General features: G+C 62.8%; 13 protein-coding genes and 1 pseudogene. 10 read left to right on the top strand and 4 right to left on the bottom strand.

Annotation, left to right across the window (positions count from 1 at the left end):
- Nucleotides 1–17 precede the first annotated feature (17 nt).
- Nucleotides 18–1055: a tRNA (adenosine(37)-N6)-threonylcarbamoyltransferase complex transferase subunit TsaD gene (gene tsaD / locus F0A17_RS10215; RefSeq protein WP_149328261.1), complete on the bottom strand. Its 1038-nt coding sequence runs from the start codon at nucleotides 1053–1055 to the stop codon at nucleotides 18–20.
- A 253-nt stretch (nucleotides 1056–1308) separates the two neighbouring features.
- On the opposite strand from tsaD, the gene rpsU reads away from it, so the two are divergent.
- The 3 genes from rpsU to rpoD all read left to right on the top strand — a co-directional run bounded on the left by rpsU (nucleotide 1309) and on the right by rpoD (nucleotide 5591).
- Complete coding sequence (gene rpsU / locus F0A17_RS10210) at nucleotides 1309–1524, top strand: 30S ribosomal protein S21 (RefSeq protein WP_010629611.1); 216 nt, start codon at nucleotides 1309–1311, stop codon at nucleotides 1522–1524.
- Between the two features lie 145 nt (nucleotides 1525–1669).
- Entirely contained in the window at nucleotides 1670–3514 is a 1845-nt protein-coding gene (gene dnaG, locus F0A17_RS10205; RefSeq protein WP_149328260.1) for a DNA primase, read from the top strand.
- Nucleotides 3515–3728: 214 nt separating this feature from the next.
- Entirely contained in the window at nucleotides 3729–5591 is a 1863-nt protein-coding gene (gene rpoD, locus F0A17_RS10200) for an RNA polymerase sigma factor RpoD (RefSeq protein WP_149328259.1), read from the top strand.
- A gap of 93 nt (nucleotides 5592–5684) precedes the next feature.
- Here rpoD and F0A17_RS10195 read toward each other — a convergent pair whose 3' ends face one another.
- Together F0A17_RS10195 and F0A17_RS10190 are read right to left on the bottom strand one after the other, a co-directional pair.
- Nucleotides 5685–6332: a hypothetical protein gene (locus tag F0A17_RS10195; protein ID WP_149328258.1), complete on the bottom strand. Its 648-nt coding sequence runs from the start codon at nucleotides 6330–6332 to the stop codon at nucleotides 5685–5687.
- A gap of 59 nt (nucleotides 6333–6391) precedes the next feature.
- A complete protein-coding gene (locus tag F0A17_RS10190) occupies nucleotides 6392–7321 on the bottom strand; it encodes a LysR substrate-binding domain-containing protein (RefSeq protein ID WP_149328257.1) in 930 nt (309 codons plus the stop codon).
- A 162-nt stretch (nucleotides 7322–7483) separates the two neighbouring features.
- Here F0A17_RS10190 and F0A17_RS10185 point away from each other — a divergent pair, with 162 nt between their 5' ends.
- The 6 genes from F0A17_RS10185 to F0A17_RS10160 all read left to right on the top strand — a co-directional run bounded on the left by F0A17_RS10185 (nucleotide 7484) and on the right by F0A17_RS10160 (nucleotide 13960).
- Nucleotides 7484–8863 (top strand): L-serine ammonia-lyase, encoded by a 1380-nt coding sequence (locus F0A17_RS10185; protein WP_149328256.1) that lies wholly within the window; start codon nucleotides 7484–7486, stop codon nucleotides 8861–8863.
- A gap of 276 nt (nucleotides 8864–9139) precedes the next feature.
- Complete coding sequence (locus F0A17_RS10180) at nucleotides 9140–9913, top strand: ABC transporter ATP-binding protein (RefSeq protein WP_149328255.1); 774 nt, start codon at nucleotides 9140–9142, stop codon at nucleotides 9911–9913.
- On the top strand, nucleotides 9910–10662 hold the full coding sequence (locus F0A17_RS10175; protein WP_149328254.1) for an ABC transporter ATP-binding protein: 753 nt from the start codon (nucleotides 9910–9912) through the stop codon (nucleotides 10660–10662). The genes F0A17_RS10180 and F0A17_RS10175 overlap by 4 nt, the downstream gene beginning before the upstream one ends.
- A 137-nt stretch (nucleotides 10663–10799) precedes the next feature.
- Nucleotides 10800–12023 (top strand): ABC transporter substrate-binding protein, encoded by a 1224-nt coding sequence (locus tag F0A17_RS10170; RefSeq protein ID WP_149328253.1) that lies wholly within the window; start codon nucleotides 10800–10802, stop codon nucleotides 12021–12023.
- A 61-nt stretch (nucleotides 12024–12084) separates the two neighbouring features.
- Nucleotides 12085–12972 carry a branched-chain amino acid ABC transporter permease gene (locus tag F0A17_RS10165; protein ID WP_149328252.1) on the top strand — a complete coding sequence of 296 codons (888 nt, stop codon included), beginning with the start codon at nucleotides 12085–12087 and terminating at the stop codon, nucleotides 12970–12972.
- A gap of 4 nt (nucleotides 12973–12976) precedes the next feature.
- Entirely contained in the window at nucleotides 12977–13960 is a 984-nt protein-coding gene (locus F0A17_RS10160) for a branched-chain amino acid ABC transporter permease (protein ID WP_149328251.1), read from the top strand.
- 68 nt (nucleotides 13961–14028) lie between these two features.
- On the opposite strand, the gene F0A17_RS10155 is transcribed toward F0A17_RS10160, so the two are convergent.
- Complete coding sequence (locus F0A17_RS10155; RefSeq protein ID WP_149328250.1) at nucleotides 14029–14934, bottom strand: LysR family transcriptional regulator; 906 nt, start codon at nucleotides 14932–14934, stop codon at nucleotides 14029–14031.
- 120 nt (nucleotides 14935–15054) lie between these two features.
- On the opposite strand from F0A17_RS10155, the pseudogene F0A17_RS10150 reads away from it, so the two are divergent.
- A pseudogene (locus F0A17_RS10150) lies at nucleotides 15055–15171 on the top strand (S-(hydroxymethyl)glutathione dehydrogenase); the annotation flags it as partial.

Raw genomic sequence — 15171 nt, 5'->3', positions numbered from 1 at the left:
AGAATCGCTTCGGGTCGTCAGGTGCCGGTCGGTGCTTTCAGCGTCTCCATCGGCCATCGCGGTACCGCTTTCATGAAGCCGATCTCGTCACGCTCGCCGGCTAGCAGACGCTGGGCGCCAGCCAGCGCGATCATGGCTCCGTTATCGGTGCAGAAACGTCCACGGGGGTAGTAGACCCGAGCCTTGCGTTTGTCCGCCTCACGGGCCAGACGTTCGCGCAGGCGTTCGTTGGCGCTTACCCCGCCAGCCATGACCAAGCGTTTCAGCCCGGTGTCGTCCAGTGCACGGCGGCACTTGATCACCAGAGTGTCGACGACGGCTTCCTCGAAGGCTCGCGCCACGTCCGCACGGGCCTGGTCGTCTAGCTCGCCCGCCTGTTCCAACTGGCGTAGGGCCGTCAGGGTGTGGGTCTTCAATCCCGAGAAGCTGAAGTCGAGTCCGGGGCGGTCGGTCATGGGACGGGGGAAGCGGAAGCGTCCTGGATCGCCCGATTCGGCCAGTCGCGCCACCTCAGGACCGCCGGGGTAGGCCAGCCCCAACATCTTGGCGGTCTTGTCGAAGGCCTCGCCGGCGGCATCGTCCACCGATTCGCCGAGCAGGCGATAGCGCCCAATGCCTCGCACCTCGACCAATTGAGTGTGGCCGCCCGATACCAGCAGCGCGACGAAGGGGAACTCGGGCGGGCAGTCCTCGAGCATCGGTGCCATCAGGTGGCCTTCCATGTGATGCACGCCGAGCACCGGTACGTTCAGAGCGCGCGCCATACCATGGGCGGTACTGGCGCCCACCATCAGCGCGCCGACCAGCCCGGGCCCGGCGGTATAAACGATGGCATCGAGCTCGTCGCGGCGCATGCCGGCGGCGTCGAGCACTTGCTGAATCAGCGGCAGCAGCCGGCGAGTATGGTCGCGGGAGGCGAGCTCGGGTACCACGCCGCCGTACTCGGCGTGCATGGCGACCTGGCTGTAGAGGGCGTCGGCCACCAGGCCCTGCTCGGTGTCGTAGATCGCAACGCCGGTTTCGTCGCAGGAGGTCTCTATGCCCAGTACTCGCATGATATCGGCTCGCGCAAAGTGAGAAGCGGTAGTCTAGCAAAACGCCGCGCCGACGGCTTCCCGCCTGCGAGCCGAAAGGCCGTGACGATTTGCAAAGTGTCGATTCGACGACTAAACTACCGTGCGCTGTACAACTGGGTCGTGCATCCAGAGACGCTTCCCCGCCGATTCGGCACCGCGTGGCGCGGATGGGAAGTGACGAAGAGGGTGTACGTACGAACCGAACTCAAGATCTAAGGTAGGTGAGTGCTTAATGCCTTCTGTCAAAGTACGTGATAACGAGCCGTTTGACGTCGCGCTGCGCCGTTTCAAGCGTTCCTGTGAGAAAGCCGGCATCCTCTCCGAAGTGCGTCGTCGTGAGCACTACGAGAAGCCGACTGCGGAGCGCAAGCGCAAGGCCGCCGCTGCGGTGAAGCGTCACGCCAAGAAGCTGCAGCGTGAGCGCAAGCGCTTCGAACGGCTCTATTGATCCGTACTGGGGGTGACCGACGCAGCATGCGGCGGTAGCCCTGGAAGGATGCGCGAGCGGCCGCCGTCAGGTGGCCGCTTGTCTTTCCGCAAGCGGCGCCACACCTTTCTTCACTTGTGTCCCGCCGGGAGGTGGCAAGACCCGAATGGCCGGCCAGATTCCCCAGCGTTTCATCGATGACCTGCTTGCTCGCGTCGACGTGGTCGAGGTCGTGGGCGAACGGGTGGCGTTGAAGAAGGCTGGGCGCAACTACTCCGGTCTGTGCCCGTTTCATCAGGAGAAGACGCCGTCCTTTACCGTGAGTGCCGACAAGCAGTTCTACCACTGCTTTGGCTGCGGCGCTCACGGTAACGCGCTGCGTTTCCTGATGGAGTACGACAAGCTGCGGTTTCCCGAGGCGGTGGAGCAACTGGCCGCGAGGCAGGGAATCGAAGTGCCGCGCGAAGGGGCCGACGACCCTCGGGCCCAGGCGCGCGAGCGCAAGCGTCAGGAAGGCGTCAACCTGCTGGAACTGTCGGCCAGCTTCTTTCGAGAGCGCCTGAAAATGCCCGAGGGGCAAGCGGCTCGCGACTATCTGGCTCGGCGCGGTCTGTCGCCTGACGTGCTGCGCGACTTCGGTATCGGTTATGCGCCCGATGACTGGGAGGCGCTCAAGCACCACTTGGGTCAGCGGGGTGTCCCGGAGCCGGTGCAGGTGGAGTACGGCCTGCTGGTGCACCGCGAGGAGAGCGGGCGCACCTACGACCGCTTTCGCGATCGGGTCATGTTTCCGATCCGCGATGTGCGCGGGCGTACCATCGCCTTCGGTGGGCGCGTGCTCGGGGATGCCAAGCCCAAGTACCTGAACTCGCCGGAAACCCCGGTCTTCCACAAGGGGCGAGAACTCTACGGGCTGTTCGAGGCACGCCAGGCCAGCCCTCGCCTGGAGCGGGTGGTGATTGTCGAGGGCTACATGGATGTGGTGGCGCTGGCTCAGTTCGGCATTCGCAATGCCGTGGCCACGCTGGGGACGTCGACCAGCGAGGAGCATCTGGCCCGGCTGTTTCGCCTGGTCGGCGAGGTGGTGTTCTGCTTCGACGGCGACCGTGCGGGACGTCAAGCGGCCAGCCGGGCGCTGGAGACGGTGCTGCCGCAAATGATCGACGGTCGCGAGGCGCGATTCCTGTTCCTGCCGGAGGGCGAGGATCCGGATACCCTGGTGCGTCGCGAAGGGGCTGCCGCCTTCGAGGACCGCATCACCTGCGCCAGTCCGCTGTCCGAGTTCTTGTTCGAGCAGGCATCGCGTGGACGCGACCTGGCACGGGTCGAGGAGCGTGAACGCTTTGCCAGCCAAGTGTTGAAGGCCGCGCAGCGATTGCCGGAGGGGGTGCTCAGGACGGTATTGCTGGGTGAGCTCTCGCGACGTACCGGCGTCGATCAGGCGCGTTTCGAAGCGCTCATGCGACGTCAAGACGAGGCGTCGTCCCACCTTGCCGCCGAGGAGTCGCCGCGTGCGGTGCCATCTCTCGGTCAGCCCGTCACTGCCGAGCCTGCTGGGGCGGGGGAGGTCTCGCAGGCGGGAGGGCGTGTGCCGTTGGGGCCGGTGGCACGCGTGGTGCAGCTGCTGGTTCACGAGCCTGCGCTGATCGAGCGTTTGCCCGAGGGGGACGACTGGTACCCCTCCGAGGAGGCCGACAGCGAACTATGCCGTGAGCTGGTGCGGTTGCTGCGTGCCGGACGCTATCGCAGCCCGCAGGTACTGCTGGCCCACTTCCAGGGCAGCGAGACCGGGCAGCGGCTGGCGGCGCTGGCTCGGCGCGAACTACTGATTCCCCGCGAGACGCGAGGTCGTGAGCTGGAGGGATTGATCGCTTATCTGCAGCGGCATCGTCAGCGCCAGTCGCCGCAGGAAGAGCTCGATGCGCTGTTGGAAAGAGAGCGCGGCGGGGAGCGGCTGCCGGTGGAGGCAAGGCGGCGGCTGATGGAGCTACTGATGGAACTGAAAGGGTAGCCGGGCGATGGGTTGAATTTTCCCCTGTCGCCACCACATTGAAGGATACGAGTTCCAGCGTCGGCACAACCGATTAAATTAACACACCTGAATGACAGAGCAAATGGCCGTACTGGCGGGGATGCGATGTTTCCCGCTATACTATTGGGCTTCATGAGTTTTCTCCACCTCACCGCTCAGGTGCTTCATTCTTCTTCGTCGAGATAGGGTTTCTATGGCTGGAAATGCGCAGCAGCAGTCACGTCTGAAGGAGTTGATCGCGCGCGGCAAGGAACAGGGCTACCTGACCTATGCCGAGGTCAACGACCACCTTCCCGAGGATATTGCCGATCCCGATCAGGTGGAAGATATCATCGGCATGATCAATGACATGGGTATCAGCGTCGTCGAGGAGGCTCCCGATGAAGATACCTTGATGATGTCCGATCACTCCGCTGACGAATCGGCTGCCGAGGAGGCCGTGGCCGCGCTGGCGGCGGTGGAGAGCGACGTCGGTCGCACTACCGACCCGGTGCGCATGTACATGCGCGAAATGGGTACCGTTGAGCTGCTGACCCGCGAGGGCGAGATCGAGATCGCCAAGCGCATCGAGGAGGGCACTCGCGAGGTCATGTCGGCATTGGCGTGGCTGCCCGGGGCGGTGGACTCCATTCTCGAAGCCTACGACGCCACTCAGGACGAGGAGGCGCCGGGGCGCCTCTCCGATCTCTTCTCGGGGTTCATCGATCCTGACGAGGGGATTCCCGGCGTGGCCGAAGCCGAAGTCCCCGAGGAAGACCTCAGCGACGACACCGACAGCGCCGACAGCGATAGCGACGACGAAGACGATGACGACGCCGGCGAGGCCGAGGAGGAGAGCACCGGCGGCCCTGACCCCGAGGAAGCCAAAGCCCGCTTCGAGCAGATTCGTGAGCAGAACGAGCTGGTGCGTGCCGCCATCGCCGAGCACGGTCGCGCAAGCGCCGAGGCCCGGTCGGAAATGGCGCGTCTGGCGGAACTGTTCTCGCCGATCAAGCTGGTGCCGAAGCACTTCGAGCGCCTGGTCGGCCAAGTGAGGATCAGCGTGGAGCAGGTCCGCACGCAGGAAAAGGCGATCATGCAGCTCTTCGTCAAGAAGGCGAAGGTGCCGCGCAAGCATTTCATCAAGGAATTCCCGGGCAACGAGTCGCGCCAGGCCTGGCTCGACGAGTTCATGGCCGAACAGAGCAAGTTCGCCGATCGTCTGGAGCCGCTGCGTGCCGATATTCAGCGCGCCCAGCGGCGTATCGCCTTCGAGGAAGACATGGTCCAACTATCCGTGTCGGAGCTCAAGGAGATCAATCGGCGTCTCTCCATCGGCGAGGCCAAGGCGCGCCGAGCCAAGAAGGAAATGGTCGAAGCCAACCTGCGCCTGGTCATTTCCATCGCCAAGAAGTACACCAATCGCGGCCTGCAGTTCCTGGATCTCATTCAGGAGGGCAACATCGGCCTGATGAAGGCGGTGGACAAGTTCGAATACCGGCGGGGCTACAAGTTCTCGACCTATGCCACCTGGTGGATTCGCCAGGCGATCACGCGCTCGATCGCCGACCAGGCGCGGACCATCCGTATCCCGGTTCACATGATCGAGACCATCAACAAGCTCAACCGCGTATCGCGTCAAATGCTGCAGGAGATGGGGCGCGAACCTACGCCGGAAGAGCTGGGCGAACGTCTCGAGATGCCCGAGGACAAGGTGCGCAAGGTGCTCAAGATCGCCAAGGAGCCGATCTCCATGGAGACGCCCATCGGTGACGACGACGACTCCCACCTGGGCGACTTCATCGAAGACGGGACCATGCAGCTACCGGTCGATCTGGCCACCGGGGAAGGACTGATCGAGGCGACTCGCAACGTACTGGGCGGTCTGACCGCACGCGAGGCGAAGGTGCTGCGTATGCGCTTCGGCATCGACATGAACACCGACCATACCCTTGAGGAGGTCGGCAAGCAGTTCGACGTCACACGCGAGCGGATTCGTCAGATTGAAGCCAAGGCGCTGCGCAAGCTACGCCACCCGAGTCGTTCGGAGCCGCTGCGCTCGTTCCTCGACGAATAGGTCCGGGGTCGATCACGCAGACGCCCGCAGTCATGGCTGCGGGCGTCTTGCGTTTGGCCGACGGTGGCTGTCTTTCAAGAGCGACGCTGGCGTTCAGGGCGTGGAGCGGGCCTGCTGCCAGCGCCTCGCGAGCAGGACCAGCTCGATGGCGGCGATAAGAATCAGGCTGTAGCCCAGCAGCTCGGTGATCTCTTCGGCGGCGTCCTTGAAGGTGCGCTGATAATGCTCCCCGAGGATGGCCATCCACATCTCGCTGCGTCCATACAGGCGCGAGAAGACGTAGGTGACGAGGAAGCCCGAGGCGAAGAGGCCGAAGGAGAAGGTATTGGAGTAAGCGGCGAATTCCTCGAGAAATTGGTGTCGTTTCTGTATCACCCAGTAAAGGGTGGGCACAATGACCAATGCCACCAGCACTTTCCAGGTATGCTTGGCCACATAGATATCCAGCCAGGCGTCTTGTTCCCGAATCAGTGAGCTAAAGGCGAAGGCGAATAGCAGCAGCGTCAGGGTAGGGGCGGCTTTTAGCACCTGACGTGTATAGATTAGCAACAGCGAAACGCTCGCCAGCAGAGCGCTCTGGGTCAGTTCGGTATAGCCGCGTTCGGTAAAGCGCGTTTCATCCAGGTACAGCGCTTCCAGATAGGCGCCTTGGAGAAGCGCGGCCACGAGCAGGATGTAGAGCGTGGCGCGTGCGCAGGTGGCGGCAAAGCCGATGGGGTATGTCGTAGGATTAGGCGGCATGGGAACACTTCAACAATACATTCAAGGATGTATGTCATTTTACCGTCATCTTCCCTCTCTTACCACTTTATGACCATTCCCCTGCACGCCTCCTCCAAGAGCCAGTCATGCACGGCCCGTACACGCCGGTCGTCGAGCGAGCCCTGCGCATACACGATGCCGTAGCGCTTGCCGGTCGGTATGCGCTGTGGGAAGGGCGCGATCAGGCTGCCGGTCCGTAGCTCGTCGGTCAGCAGTGCCTGCCGCGCGATAGCGACTCCCATGCCCGCCACTGCCGCTTCCAGGGTCAGGCGATGTCGGTTGAACGTGTAGCCGCGGCGCACATTGAGCGGTGGAGCTTCGATGGCTTCCAGATAATGCTCCCATTCGGCGTAGGGGTGCCCACCCCGCCAGGCGGTAACGTCGTGTAGAAGCGGATACCAGGCGAGGTCTTGTGGCCGCGATAGGGCGGGGCGTCGGCGCATCAGCGCCGGTGAGCAGACGGGAAAAATGATCTCTTCCATCAGTGGCGTAATCGATAACCCAGGATAGTGGCCATCATTGAGATCGACCGCCAGATCGAACTCCCCCTCGCGCAGCGACAGGCTGCTGTCCTCGGCGATTACCTGCAGTTCGATATCGGGAAAACGCGCCTGCAGTCGTGGCAGTCTCGGCATCAGCCACTTGCTGAGAAAGGCCGGTACGCTGCGTAGCCGAATCACGCCGCTCATTACGCCGCTGCGCAGGCGCTTCACCTCGAGGCCGACCGACTGGTAAGCCTCGTCGACTACGGCGGCGAGCCGTTTACCCTCTTCGGTTAGCTCCAGGCGTCGGGGCAGGCGGCGGAAGAGCTTGAACCCGAGTCGCTCCTCGAGCTGCTTGATCTGCTGACTCACCGCACCGGTAGTGACATGCAGCTCCTCCGCCGCGCGGGTGAAGGAGAGATGACGGGCGCTGACGGCGAAGACTTTCAGCCAAGCGTGGGTCTGGGCATGCAAGAGGCGACTCATGGTTTAGTCATACTATATTGAGAAGGAGTTATTCTCGCTTGTTTGAAGCGGAATATGCCACCACTCTAATGGCAGACACACCCTAATGACAAAGATGTTTTAGTCAGGCTGATCCGTCCGTGTCCCGGATTGAGCGGCCTGGGCGACAACGAGGTGAACCGCATGGCAATCAGCGTCTTCGATCTTTTCAAGGTGGGCCTTGGACCCTCCAGCTCGCACACCGTGGGGCCGATGCGGGCTGCCTACGATTTCATCCAGGCGCTACGCGAGCGGGACCTGCTGGAGCGGGTCGCGCGGATTGAAGTGAAGCTCTACGGTTCGCTCAGCGCGACGGGCAAAGGGCACGGTACCGATCGTGCCGCGATCATGGGGCTGATGGGAGAGCGCCCCGACAAGATCGATCCGGCCATCGTCACGCCCTGCCTCGAGGAATTGCTCGAGTCCAGCACCTTGATGCTGGATGGCCGGTTGCCGATCCCCTTCCTGTGGGCGCGGGACATGCAATGGTACGAGGAGTGCCTACCCTACCACCCTAATGCCATGACACTCGTCGCCCATGGGCATACCGACGCGCTATGGCACAACACCTATTACTCGGTGGGAGGCGGTTTCGTCGTCGATGAGGCACAGGCGGCTCGGGGCGAGCTGGACCAGGATACGACGGTACTGCCCTACGACTTCAACTCCGCCGCCGAGCTGATGGCGCTGTGTCGCATGCATAACCTGCGCATCAGTGAGCTGATGCTGGAAAACGAGAAGGCCTGGCGCAGCGAGGACGAGGTTCGCCAAGGCCTGTGGCAGATCTGGCAAGCCATGCAGGACTGTGTCGACGCCGGACTGCAACATGAAGGCATACTGCCCGGAGGGCTCAACGTCAAGCGGCGAGCCGCGGCGCTGTATCGGCGCTTGCTGGCGGCACAGGATGACCGCGGCCTGATCGCCACGACTTTCGGTGCGATGGATTGGGTCAACGTCTTCGCCCTGGCAGTGAACGAGGAGAACGCCGCAGGCGGGCGTATGGTGACCGCGCCGACCAATGGCGCGGCAGGCATCATTCCCGCCGTGCTGCATTACTACATGAAGTTCCAGTCCGGCGCCTGCGAGCGGGATGTGGTGGATTTTCTGCTTGCCGCCGGGGCGGTGGGCATCTTGTGCAAGAAGAACGCTTCCATCTCCGGTGCCGAGGTGGGCTGCCAGGGCGAGGTCGGCTCGGCTTGCGCCATGGCCGCGGCGGGCCTTGCCGAGGTGATGGGGGGCAGTGTGGCTCAGGTGGAAAATGCCGCTGAAATCGGTCTGGAACACAACCTGGGGCTGACCTGCGATCCGGTGGGCGGCCTGGTACAGGTACCCTGCATCGAGCGCAACGCCATTGCCTCGGTCAAAGCGATCAATGCCGCTCAGATGGCGCTTCGCGGCGATGGTGACCATTTCATCTCGCTGGACAAGGCGATCCGCACCATGCGCGATACCGGGCGCGACATGCAGGACAAGTACAAGGAAACCTCCCGCGGCGGATTGGCAGTCAACGCCATCGAGTGCTGAAGAGGGCGAGCACTCGAGCTCCCCTTTCGCCTTGGCTCGCCGAGCCGGAAGACGCGACACCGAACGGTGTCGCGTTTTCGTTTGCAAGCTATTGAATGGAGGCATCTCTACACCATTGGTCGAGTATGGCCCTCAGGCTATTGCTACCGAGGAATCTCTCCTCTAGCTTACGTTAACGTAAAGGTTAGAAGTCCCGGGCTGAGCCAAGCGGCAGCCTTCATGACAACGACAACAATCGGCATGGGTCGCCGCCAAGCGATCCGGAGAGGACGTCACATGACCCAGGAGTTCATACTGGAAACTCACGGGTTGACCAAGCAGTTCCGCGGCTTCACGGCTGTGGACGATGTCAACCTGCAGGTCCGGGAAGGACACATTCACGCTCTGATCGGACCCAATGGGGCCGGCAAGACGACCGTCTTCAATCTTCTCACCAAATTCCTGTCTCCCACCCGTGGCGAGATTCATTACCGAGGCAAGTCGATCACGCGGATGAAGGCCAACGAGATTGCCCGCATGGGATTGGTGCGCTCGTTCCAGATCTCGGCGGTATTCGGTCACATGACCGCACTCGAGAACGTACGTGTGGCATTGCAGCGGCCGATCGGCACCTCGTTCCACTTCTGGAAGTCCGAGCGCACCCTCGAGCCTCTCAACGTGCGCGCGCTCGAGCTGCTCGACGAGGTGGGGCTGCGCGACGATGCCGACGTGTTGACCGTGGAGATGCCCTATGGCCGCAAGCGTGCGCTGGAAGTGGCCACGACGCTCGCCATGGAGCCGACCCTGATGCTGCTCGACGAGCCGACCCAAGGCATGGGTGCCGAGGACGTGGATCGCATCGTCGAACTGATCCGCCGGGTGGCCAAGGGGCGCACCGTGCTGATGGTGGAACACAACCTCAGCGTAGTGAGTCGGCTTTGCGATCGTATCACCGTGCTGGCGCGCGGTGCCGTACTGGCGGAGGGCGACTATGCCACCGTTTCCGCCGACCCGCGGGTGCGGGAAGCCTACATGGGCAGCGAAGCCGAAGCAGAGGAGGTCGGTGCATGAATCAGGTCGCGGAACGTCCCGCAGCCGCCCCGTATCGGGATCATGACCGTGTCGACATGTTGCGCATCAGGGATCTGCATGCCTTCTACGGTGAATCCCATATCCTGCATGGCGTCGACCTCGAGGTTCGTCGTGGCGAACTGGTCACCCTGCTGGGGCGCAACGGCGCCGGGCGCAGTACGACACTCAAGGCGATCATGAGCATGGTCGGTCGCCGCACCGGCTCGATCGTGATCGACGGCACCGAAACCATCGCCATGAAGCCGCATCGCATTCCGCGGCTCGGGATCGGCTACTGCCCCGAGGAGCGTGGCATCTTTGCCAGCCTCGATGTGGAGGAGAACTTGCTGCTGCCGCCGACCGTGCGATCGGGGGGGATGTCGCTGGATGAAATTTACGAGATGTTTCCCAACCTCTACGAGCGGCGTCGCAGCCAGGGCACCCGGCTTTCGGGTGGCGAGCAGCAGATGCTGGCGATGGCGCGCATTCTGCGTACCGGCGCCCAGATGTTGCTGCTCGACGAGATCACCGAGGGGCTGGCGCCGGTCATCGTCCAGGCGCTTGGCGAGGTGCTGATCCAACTGCGCGACCGCGGCATGACCATCGTGCTGGTGGAGCAGAACTTCCGCTTTGCCGCGCCGCTCGCCGACCGTCATTACGTCATGGAGCATGGACGTATCGTCGAGGAGATCGCGGCGGCGGAGCTGCCATCGAAGCGCGACCACCTGCATACGCTGCTGGGTGTTTGACACTCTCGACACTGCCCGCGCCGCGTCGGTGGCGCATCCAACCCCTAACAGCAACTTTCGTAACCACCACCACAACCGCGACCTGTCACGCAGCTCGCCACAACAACAAGCCGCCCGAACGGGCCACGGAGACGAAAATGACCTTCACCAAGAAGACCCTCGCCAGCCATATCGCCATTGCCGCCACTGCTTCGATGACGGCCATGACCGCCCAGGCCGAGATCAGCGATGGGGAGGTGCGCATCGGCTATCTCGCCGACATGTCGGGCACCTATCGCGACCTGGCCGGTCCGGGTGGCCTCGAGGCCCTCCAGATGGCGATCGAGGATTTCGGCGGCAGCGTCGGCGGCATGCCGATCGAAGTGTTCAGCGCCGACGATCGCAACAGCGCCGACGTTGGCGCCAACACCGTGCGCGAGTGGGTCGATCAACGCAACGTCGACCTGGTGGCCGGCATGGTCGCCTCCTCGGTGGTGATCGCCGTGACCAAAGTGCTCGAAGAGAACGACGGCTTCGGTATCGTCTCCGGTTCTGCGGCGTCGAGCATTACCAACGAGCACTGCACGCCCAATCATATCCATTGGGTTTACGACACCTACCCGCTGGCCAACGGTACCGCACGGGCCATCGTCGAGCACGGGGGTGACACCTGGTTCATGCTGACGGCCGATTATGCCTTTGGCCATGCCTTGGAAGCCGATGTGACCAAGGTGGTGGAGGAGAATGGCGGCGAGATCGTCGGTGGCGTGCGTCATCCATTCCCGACCGATGATTTCTCTTCCTATATTCTCCAGGCACAGGGCTCGGGAGCCAAGATCATCGGTCTGGCCAACGCTGGCGCCGACACCGTCAACGCGATCAACACCGCCAGCCAGTTCGGCGTGGTCGAGGCCGGCCAGCAGCTCGCCGGCCTGCTGGTTTTCCTCAACGATGTCTATGCCATGGGGCTCGACGCGACCCAGGGATTGCTGTTGACCACCGGCTGGTACTGGAACATGGACGAACAGTCCCGCGAGTGGGCCGAGCGCTACTACGAGCGCGTGGGCAGCATGCCGACCATGGTCCAGGCCGGCATCTACTCCAGCACCATGCACTACCTTCAGGCCGTCGAGGCGACCGGCAGCGACGACACTCAGACGGTGCGTGACTACATGATGAAACAGCCGGTCCATGACTTCTTCGCGCGCAACGGCCGCATTCGTGAGGACGGTCGCATGGTGCACGACATGTACCTGGCCCGCGTGAAGTCGCCGGAAGCGTCCACCCACGAATGGGATCTCTACGAGATTCTCACCTCCATTCCCGCGGAAGAGGCCTACCGTCCGCTTTCCGAGAGCCAGTGCAAGCTGGTCCAGAACTGAGCGTGACACCTTACGGCGGCGGCTGCGGCCGCCGCTCCTCTGACGGCGAGGAGAATCCGACATGACGATGATATTCGGGGTGCCGTTGGCGGTGTTCATGGGCCAGTTGCTGCTAGGCCTGATCAACGGCGCCTTCTATGCCCTGTTGAGCTTGGGCCTGGCGGTGATCTTTGGCCTGCTGAAGATCGTCAACTTCGCCCACGGGGCCATGTATATGCTGGGTGCGTTCACCACCCTGCTGGGAATGCAATATCTGGGCATCAACTATTGGGCCGCTCTGCTGCTGACACCGCTGGTGGTGGGGCTGGGCGGCATGCTGGTCGAGCGTGTGCTGCTGCGGCGCATCGCGCATCTCGATCATCTTTACGGGCTGCTGCTGACCTTCGGCCTGGCGTTGATCTTCGAAGGCAGCCTGATCAACTTCTTCGGTGTCTCCGGCGCCCGCTATCCGACGCCCGATTCGCTTCAGGGCGGATATCAGCTGGGCTTCATGTTCCTGCCCAAGTACCGTGCCTGGGTGCTGCTGGCGGCCATTCTCGTGTGCCTGTTCACCTGGTACATGATCGAGCGCACGCGGCTTGGTGCCTATCTGCGAGCCGGTACCGAGAATCCGGCGCTGATGCAGGCCTTCGGCGTCAACGTGCCGCTACTGGTCACGCTCACCTACGGTTTCGGCGTGGCGCTGGCGGCCTTCGCCGGTGTACTGGCCGCACCGCTCTATCCCGTATCGCCGACCATGGGCTCCAATCTGCTGATCGTGGTCTTCGCCGTGGTGGTCATTGGCGGTATGGGCTCGATATTGGGCGCGATTCTCACCGGTCTCGGCATGGGGCTGATCGAGGGGTTGACCAAGGTGTATTACCCGGAAGCCGCCAACACAGTGATCTTCCTGGTGATGATACTGGTGTTGCTGCTGCGACCCGCCGGCCTGTTCGGCAAGGAGGCATGACGATATGGTTAATACACAGACAGTGACGCCAGCCTTGGCGCGTGCCCGACGTGCCAATCTGCGGCGCAACGCCTTCTATCTGGCGTTGATCGCGATGGGACTGGTAGCACCGCTGGCCGTCTATCCCGTGTTCTTGATGAAGGTGTTGTGCTTCGCCCTGTTCGCCTGCGCCTTCAACCTGCTGCTCGGCTACGCCGGCCTGCTCTCTTTCGGCCACGCGGCGTTCCTGGCGACCGGGGGGTACGTGACCGGCTATCTGCTGTCGAGCTATCCGGCCTTGACGCCGGAAATGGGCATCATCACCGGCACCGTCGCTGCCGTGGCGCTAGGCGTGATTTTCGGCGCCTTGTCGATTCGTCGCCAGGGCATCTACTTCGCCATGGTCACCCTGGCCCTGGCGCAGTTGATGTTCTTCTTCTATATCCAGGCTCCGTTCACCGGTGGCGAGGATGGCCTGCATGGCGTACCGCGCGGCCAACTGTTCGGCATCATCAGCCTGCGCAGCAACCTGGCGATGTACTATTTCGTCTTCGCCGTATTCCTGCTCGGCTTCGCTCTGATTCAGCGCACCATTCATTCGCCGTTCGGCCAAGTGCTCAAGGCAATCCGCGAGAACGAGCCGCGCGCCGTTTCGCTCGGCTACAACGTCGATGCCTATAAACTGGTGGCCTTCGTGATTTCCGCGGGTCTTGCCGGGCTGGCCGGTTCCACCAAGACGGTGGTGTTCCAGCTCGCCTCGCTGACCGACGCGCATTGGCACATGTCGGGCGAAGTGATCCTGATGACCCTGTTGGGTGGCGTGGGCACCCTTTTCGGCCCCCTGGCGGGCGCCGGTCTGGTGGTCAGCCTGCAGCACCTGTTGGCCCAGTCGCCGCTGGGCAACTGGGTGAGCCCGATCCTCGGCCTGATCTTCGTGGTCTGCGTACTCAGCTTTCGCAGCGGGATCGTTGGCGAAATTCAGAAGATGTATCGCAAGAATTTCAAGTGAGGCGACTCCCTTCGCGCAGGGCCATTTTCGCAAGGCCTTTTCCTGGCGCCCCGCGGGGCGCTGTTTCATTACGCCGGCTTGGATGAGGCGGCCTGTGTCAGCCGGGTAGGCAGGTTCTCGACCAGATAGTCGACAAACAGACGCACCTTGGCGGCATGCTGGCGGTGTCGAGGCATCACCGCCCAGACGCCGGCATCGCAGCACCGAAAGGGATGGAGCACCTCGACCAGTTCGCCACTGGCCAGATAGGGCAGTACGTAATAATCGGGTAGCTGAGCCAGGCCCAGGCCCTTCAATGCCGCATCCAGCAGGGCAGGGCCGGAGTTGGCCTGCCACGGGCCGTGAACACGGACTTCGCGATGGACGCCGTCGATATCGAAGCGCCATAGATCGCGGGAACCCACCAGGCAACGATGCTTGCCCAGCTCGGCGACCGTATGCGGCTGGGAGTTGCGCTGGAAATAGTCGGGCGAGCCGATCACGAATTCGCGTCGTTGGCACAGGCGTCTAGCCACCAATGACGAGTCCTGCAAGGTACCCATGCGGATCACCACGTCGTAGCCTTCGTCGATGACATCGACCTGACGGTTGGTCAGGTGCAGGCGAGTCTCGAGCTGCGGGTGCTCGCGCAGGAAGTCGTTGACCAGCGGGGCGATGAAGCGCTCGCCAAAGGTCGTGGCGGAGCTCAGGCGCAGGATGCCTTCGGGGCGTTCGCGTAAGGCTTGAAGGGCCGACTCCGCTTCGTGGAAGCCTTCGATCAGTTCGCGACAACGCGCATAGTAGCGCTCGCCAGCGTCGGTGAGTCGAATTTGCCGCGTGGTGCGGTAGAGCAGCGGAAGGCCGAGTTGCTGTTCCAACTGGGCGACCTGGCGGCTGATATGGGAGTTGGACACTTGTAACTGGCGTGCCGCGGCGGCGAAGGTGCCGAGCCTAACCACCTCCACGAAAGCTTCGATACCGTCCCAGCGTGCCATGGTCCACCTCAATTATTATTGCTGAACAGGAATAATGTAATGATTCTGTTGCAGTTTCATCGTTACGGCAAGGGCGCCTAGACTACACGTCTCCACTTAATCCAATTGCAGGAGTTCGCCATGAAATCGCGCGCCGCCGTTGCCTGGGAAGCGGGCAAGCCGCTCGAGCTCACCGAGATCGACGTCGAGCCGCCCAAGGCGGGCGAGGTACTGGTGCAGATCCAGGCCACCAGCGTC

It is taken from the genome of Billgrantia pellis (genome assembly GCF_008297955.1).
Classification (GTDB): Bacteria; Pseudomonadota; Gammaproteobacteria; order Pseudomonadales; family Halomonadaceae; genus Halomonas; species Halomonas pellis.
The sequence above is the reverse complement of the archived record's forward strand: the minus strand, read 5'-3'. Positions and strand labels throughout refer to the sequence as shown.

What these genes read in the sequence shown, in the direction of transcription:
- tsaD (WP_149328261.1), bottom strand. Translation starts at nt 1,055, where the DNA reads ATGCGAGTACTGGGCATAGAGACCTCCTGCGACGAAACCGGCGTTGCG.
- rpsU (WP_010629611.1), top strand. Translation starts at nt 1,309, where the DNA reads ATGCCTTCTGTCAAAGTACGTGATAACGAGCCGTTTGACGTCGCGCTG.
- dnaG (WP_149328260.1), top strand. Translation starts at nt 1,670, where the DNA reads ATGGCCGGCCAGATTCCCCAGCGTTTCATCGATGACCTGCTTGCTCGC.
- rpoD (WP_149328259.1), top strand. Translation starts at nt 3,729, where the DNA reads ATGGCTGGAAATGCGCAGCAGCAGTCACGTCTGAAGGAGTTGATCGCG.
- F0A17_RS10195 (WP_149328258.1), bottom strand. Translation starts at nt 6,332, where the DNA reads ATGCCGCCTAATCCTACGACATACCCCATCGGCTTTGCCGCCACCTGC.
- F0A17_RS10190 (WP_149328257.1), bottom strand. Translation starts at nt 7,321, where the DNA reads ATGAGTCGCCTCTTGCATGCCCAGACCCACGCTTGGCTGAAAGTCTTC.
- F0A17_RS10185 (WP_149328256.1), top strand. Translation starts at nt 7,484, where the DNA reads ATGGCAATCAGCGTCTTCGATCTTTTCAAGGTGGGCCTTGGACCCTCC.
- F0A17_RS10180 (WP_149328255.1), top strand. Translation starts at nt 9,140, where the DNA reads ATGACCCAGGAGTTCATACTGGAAACTCACGGGTTGACCAAGCAGTTC.
- F0A17_RS10175 (WP_149328254.1), top strand. Translation starts at nt 9,910, where the DNA reads ATGAATCAGGTCGCGGAACGTCCCGCAGCCGCCCCGTATCGGGATCAT.
- F0A17_RS10170 (WP_149328253.1), top strand. Translation starts at nt 10,800, where the DNA reads ATGACCTTCACCAAGAAGACCCTCGCCAGCCATATCGCCATTGCCGCC.
- F0A17_RS10165 (WP_149328252.1), top strand. Translation starts at nt 12,085, where the DNA reads ATGACGATGATATTCGGGGTGCCGTTGGCGGTGTTCATGGGCCAGTTG.
- F0A17_RS10160 (WP_149328251.1), top strand. Translation starts at nt 12,977, where the DNA reads ATGGTTAATACACAGACAGTGACGCCAGCCTTGGCGCGTGCCCGACGT.
- F0A17_RS10155 (WP_149328250.1), bottom strand. Translation starts at nt 14,934, where the DNA reads ATGGCACGCTGGGACGGTATCGAAGCTTTCGTGGAGGTGGTTAGGCTC.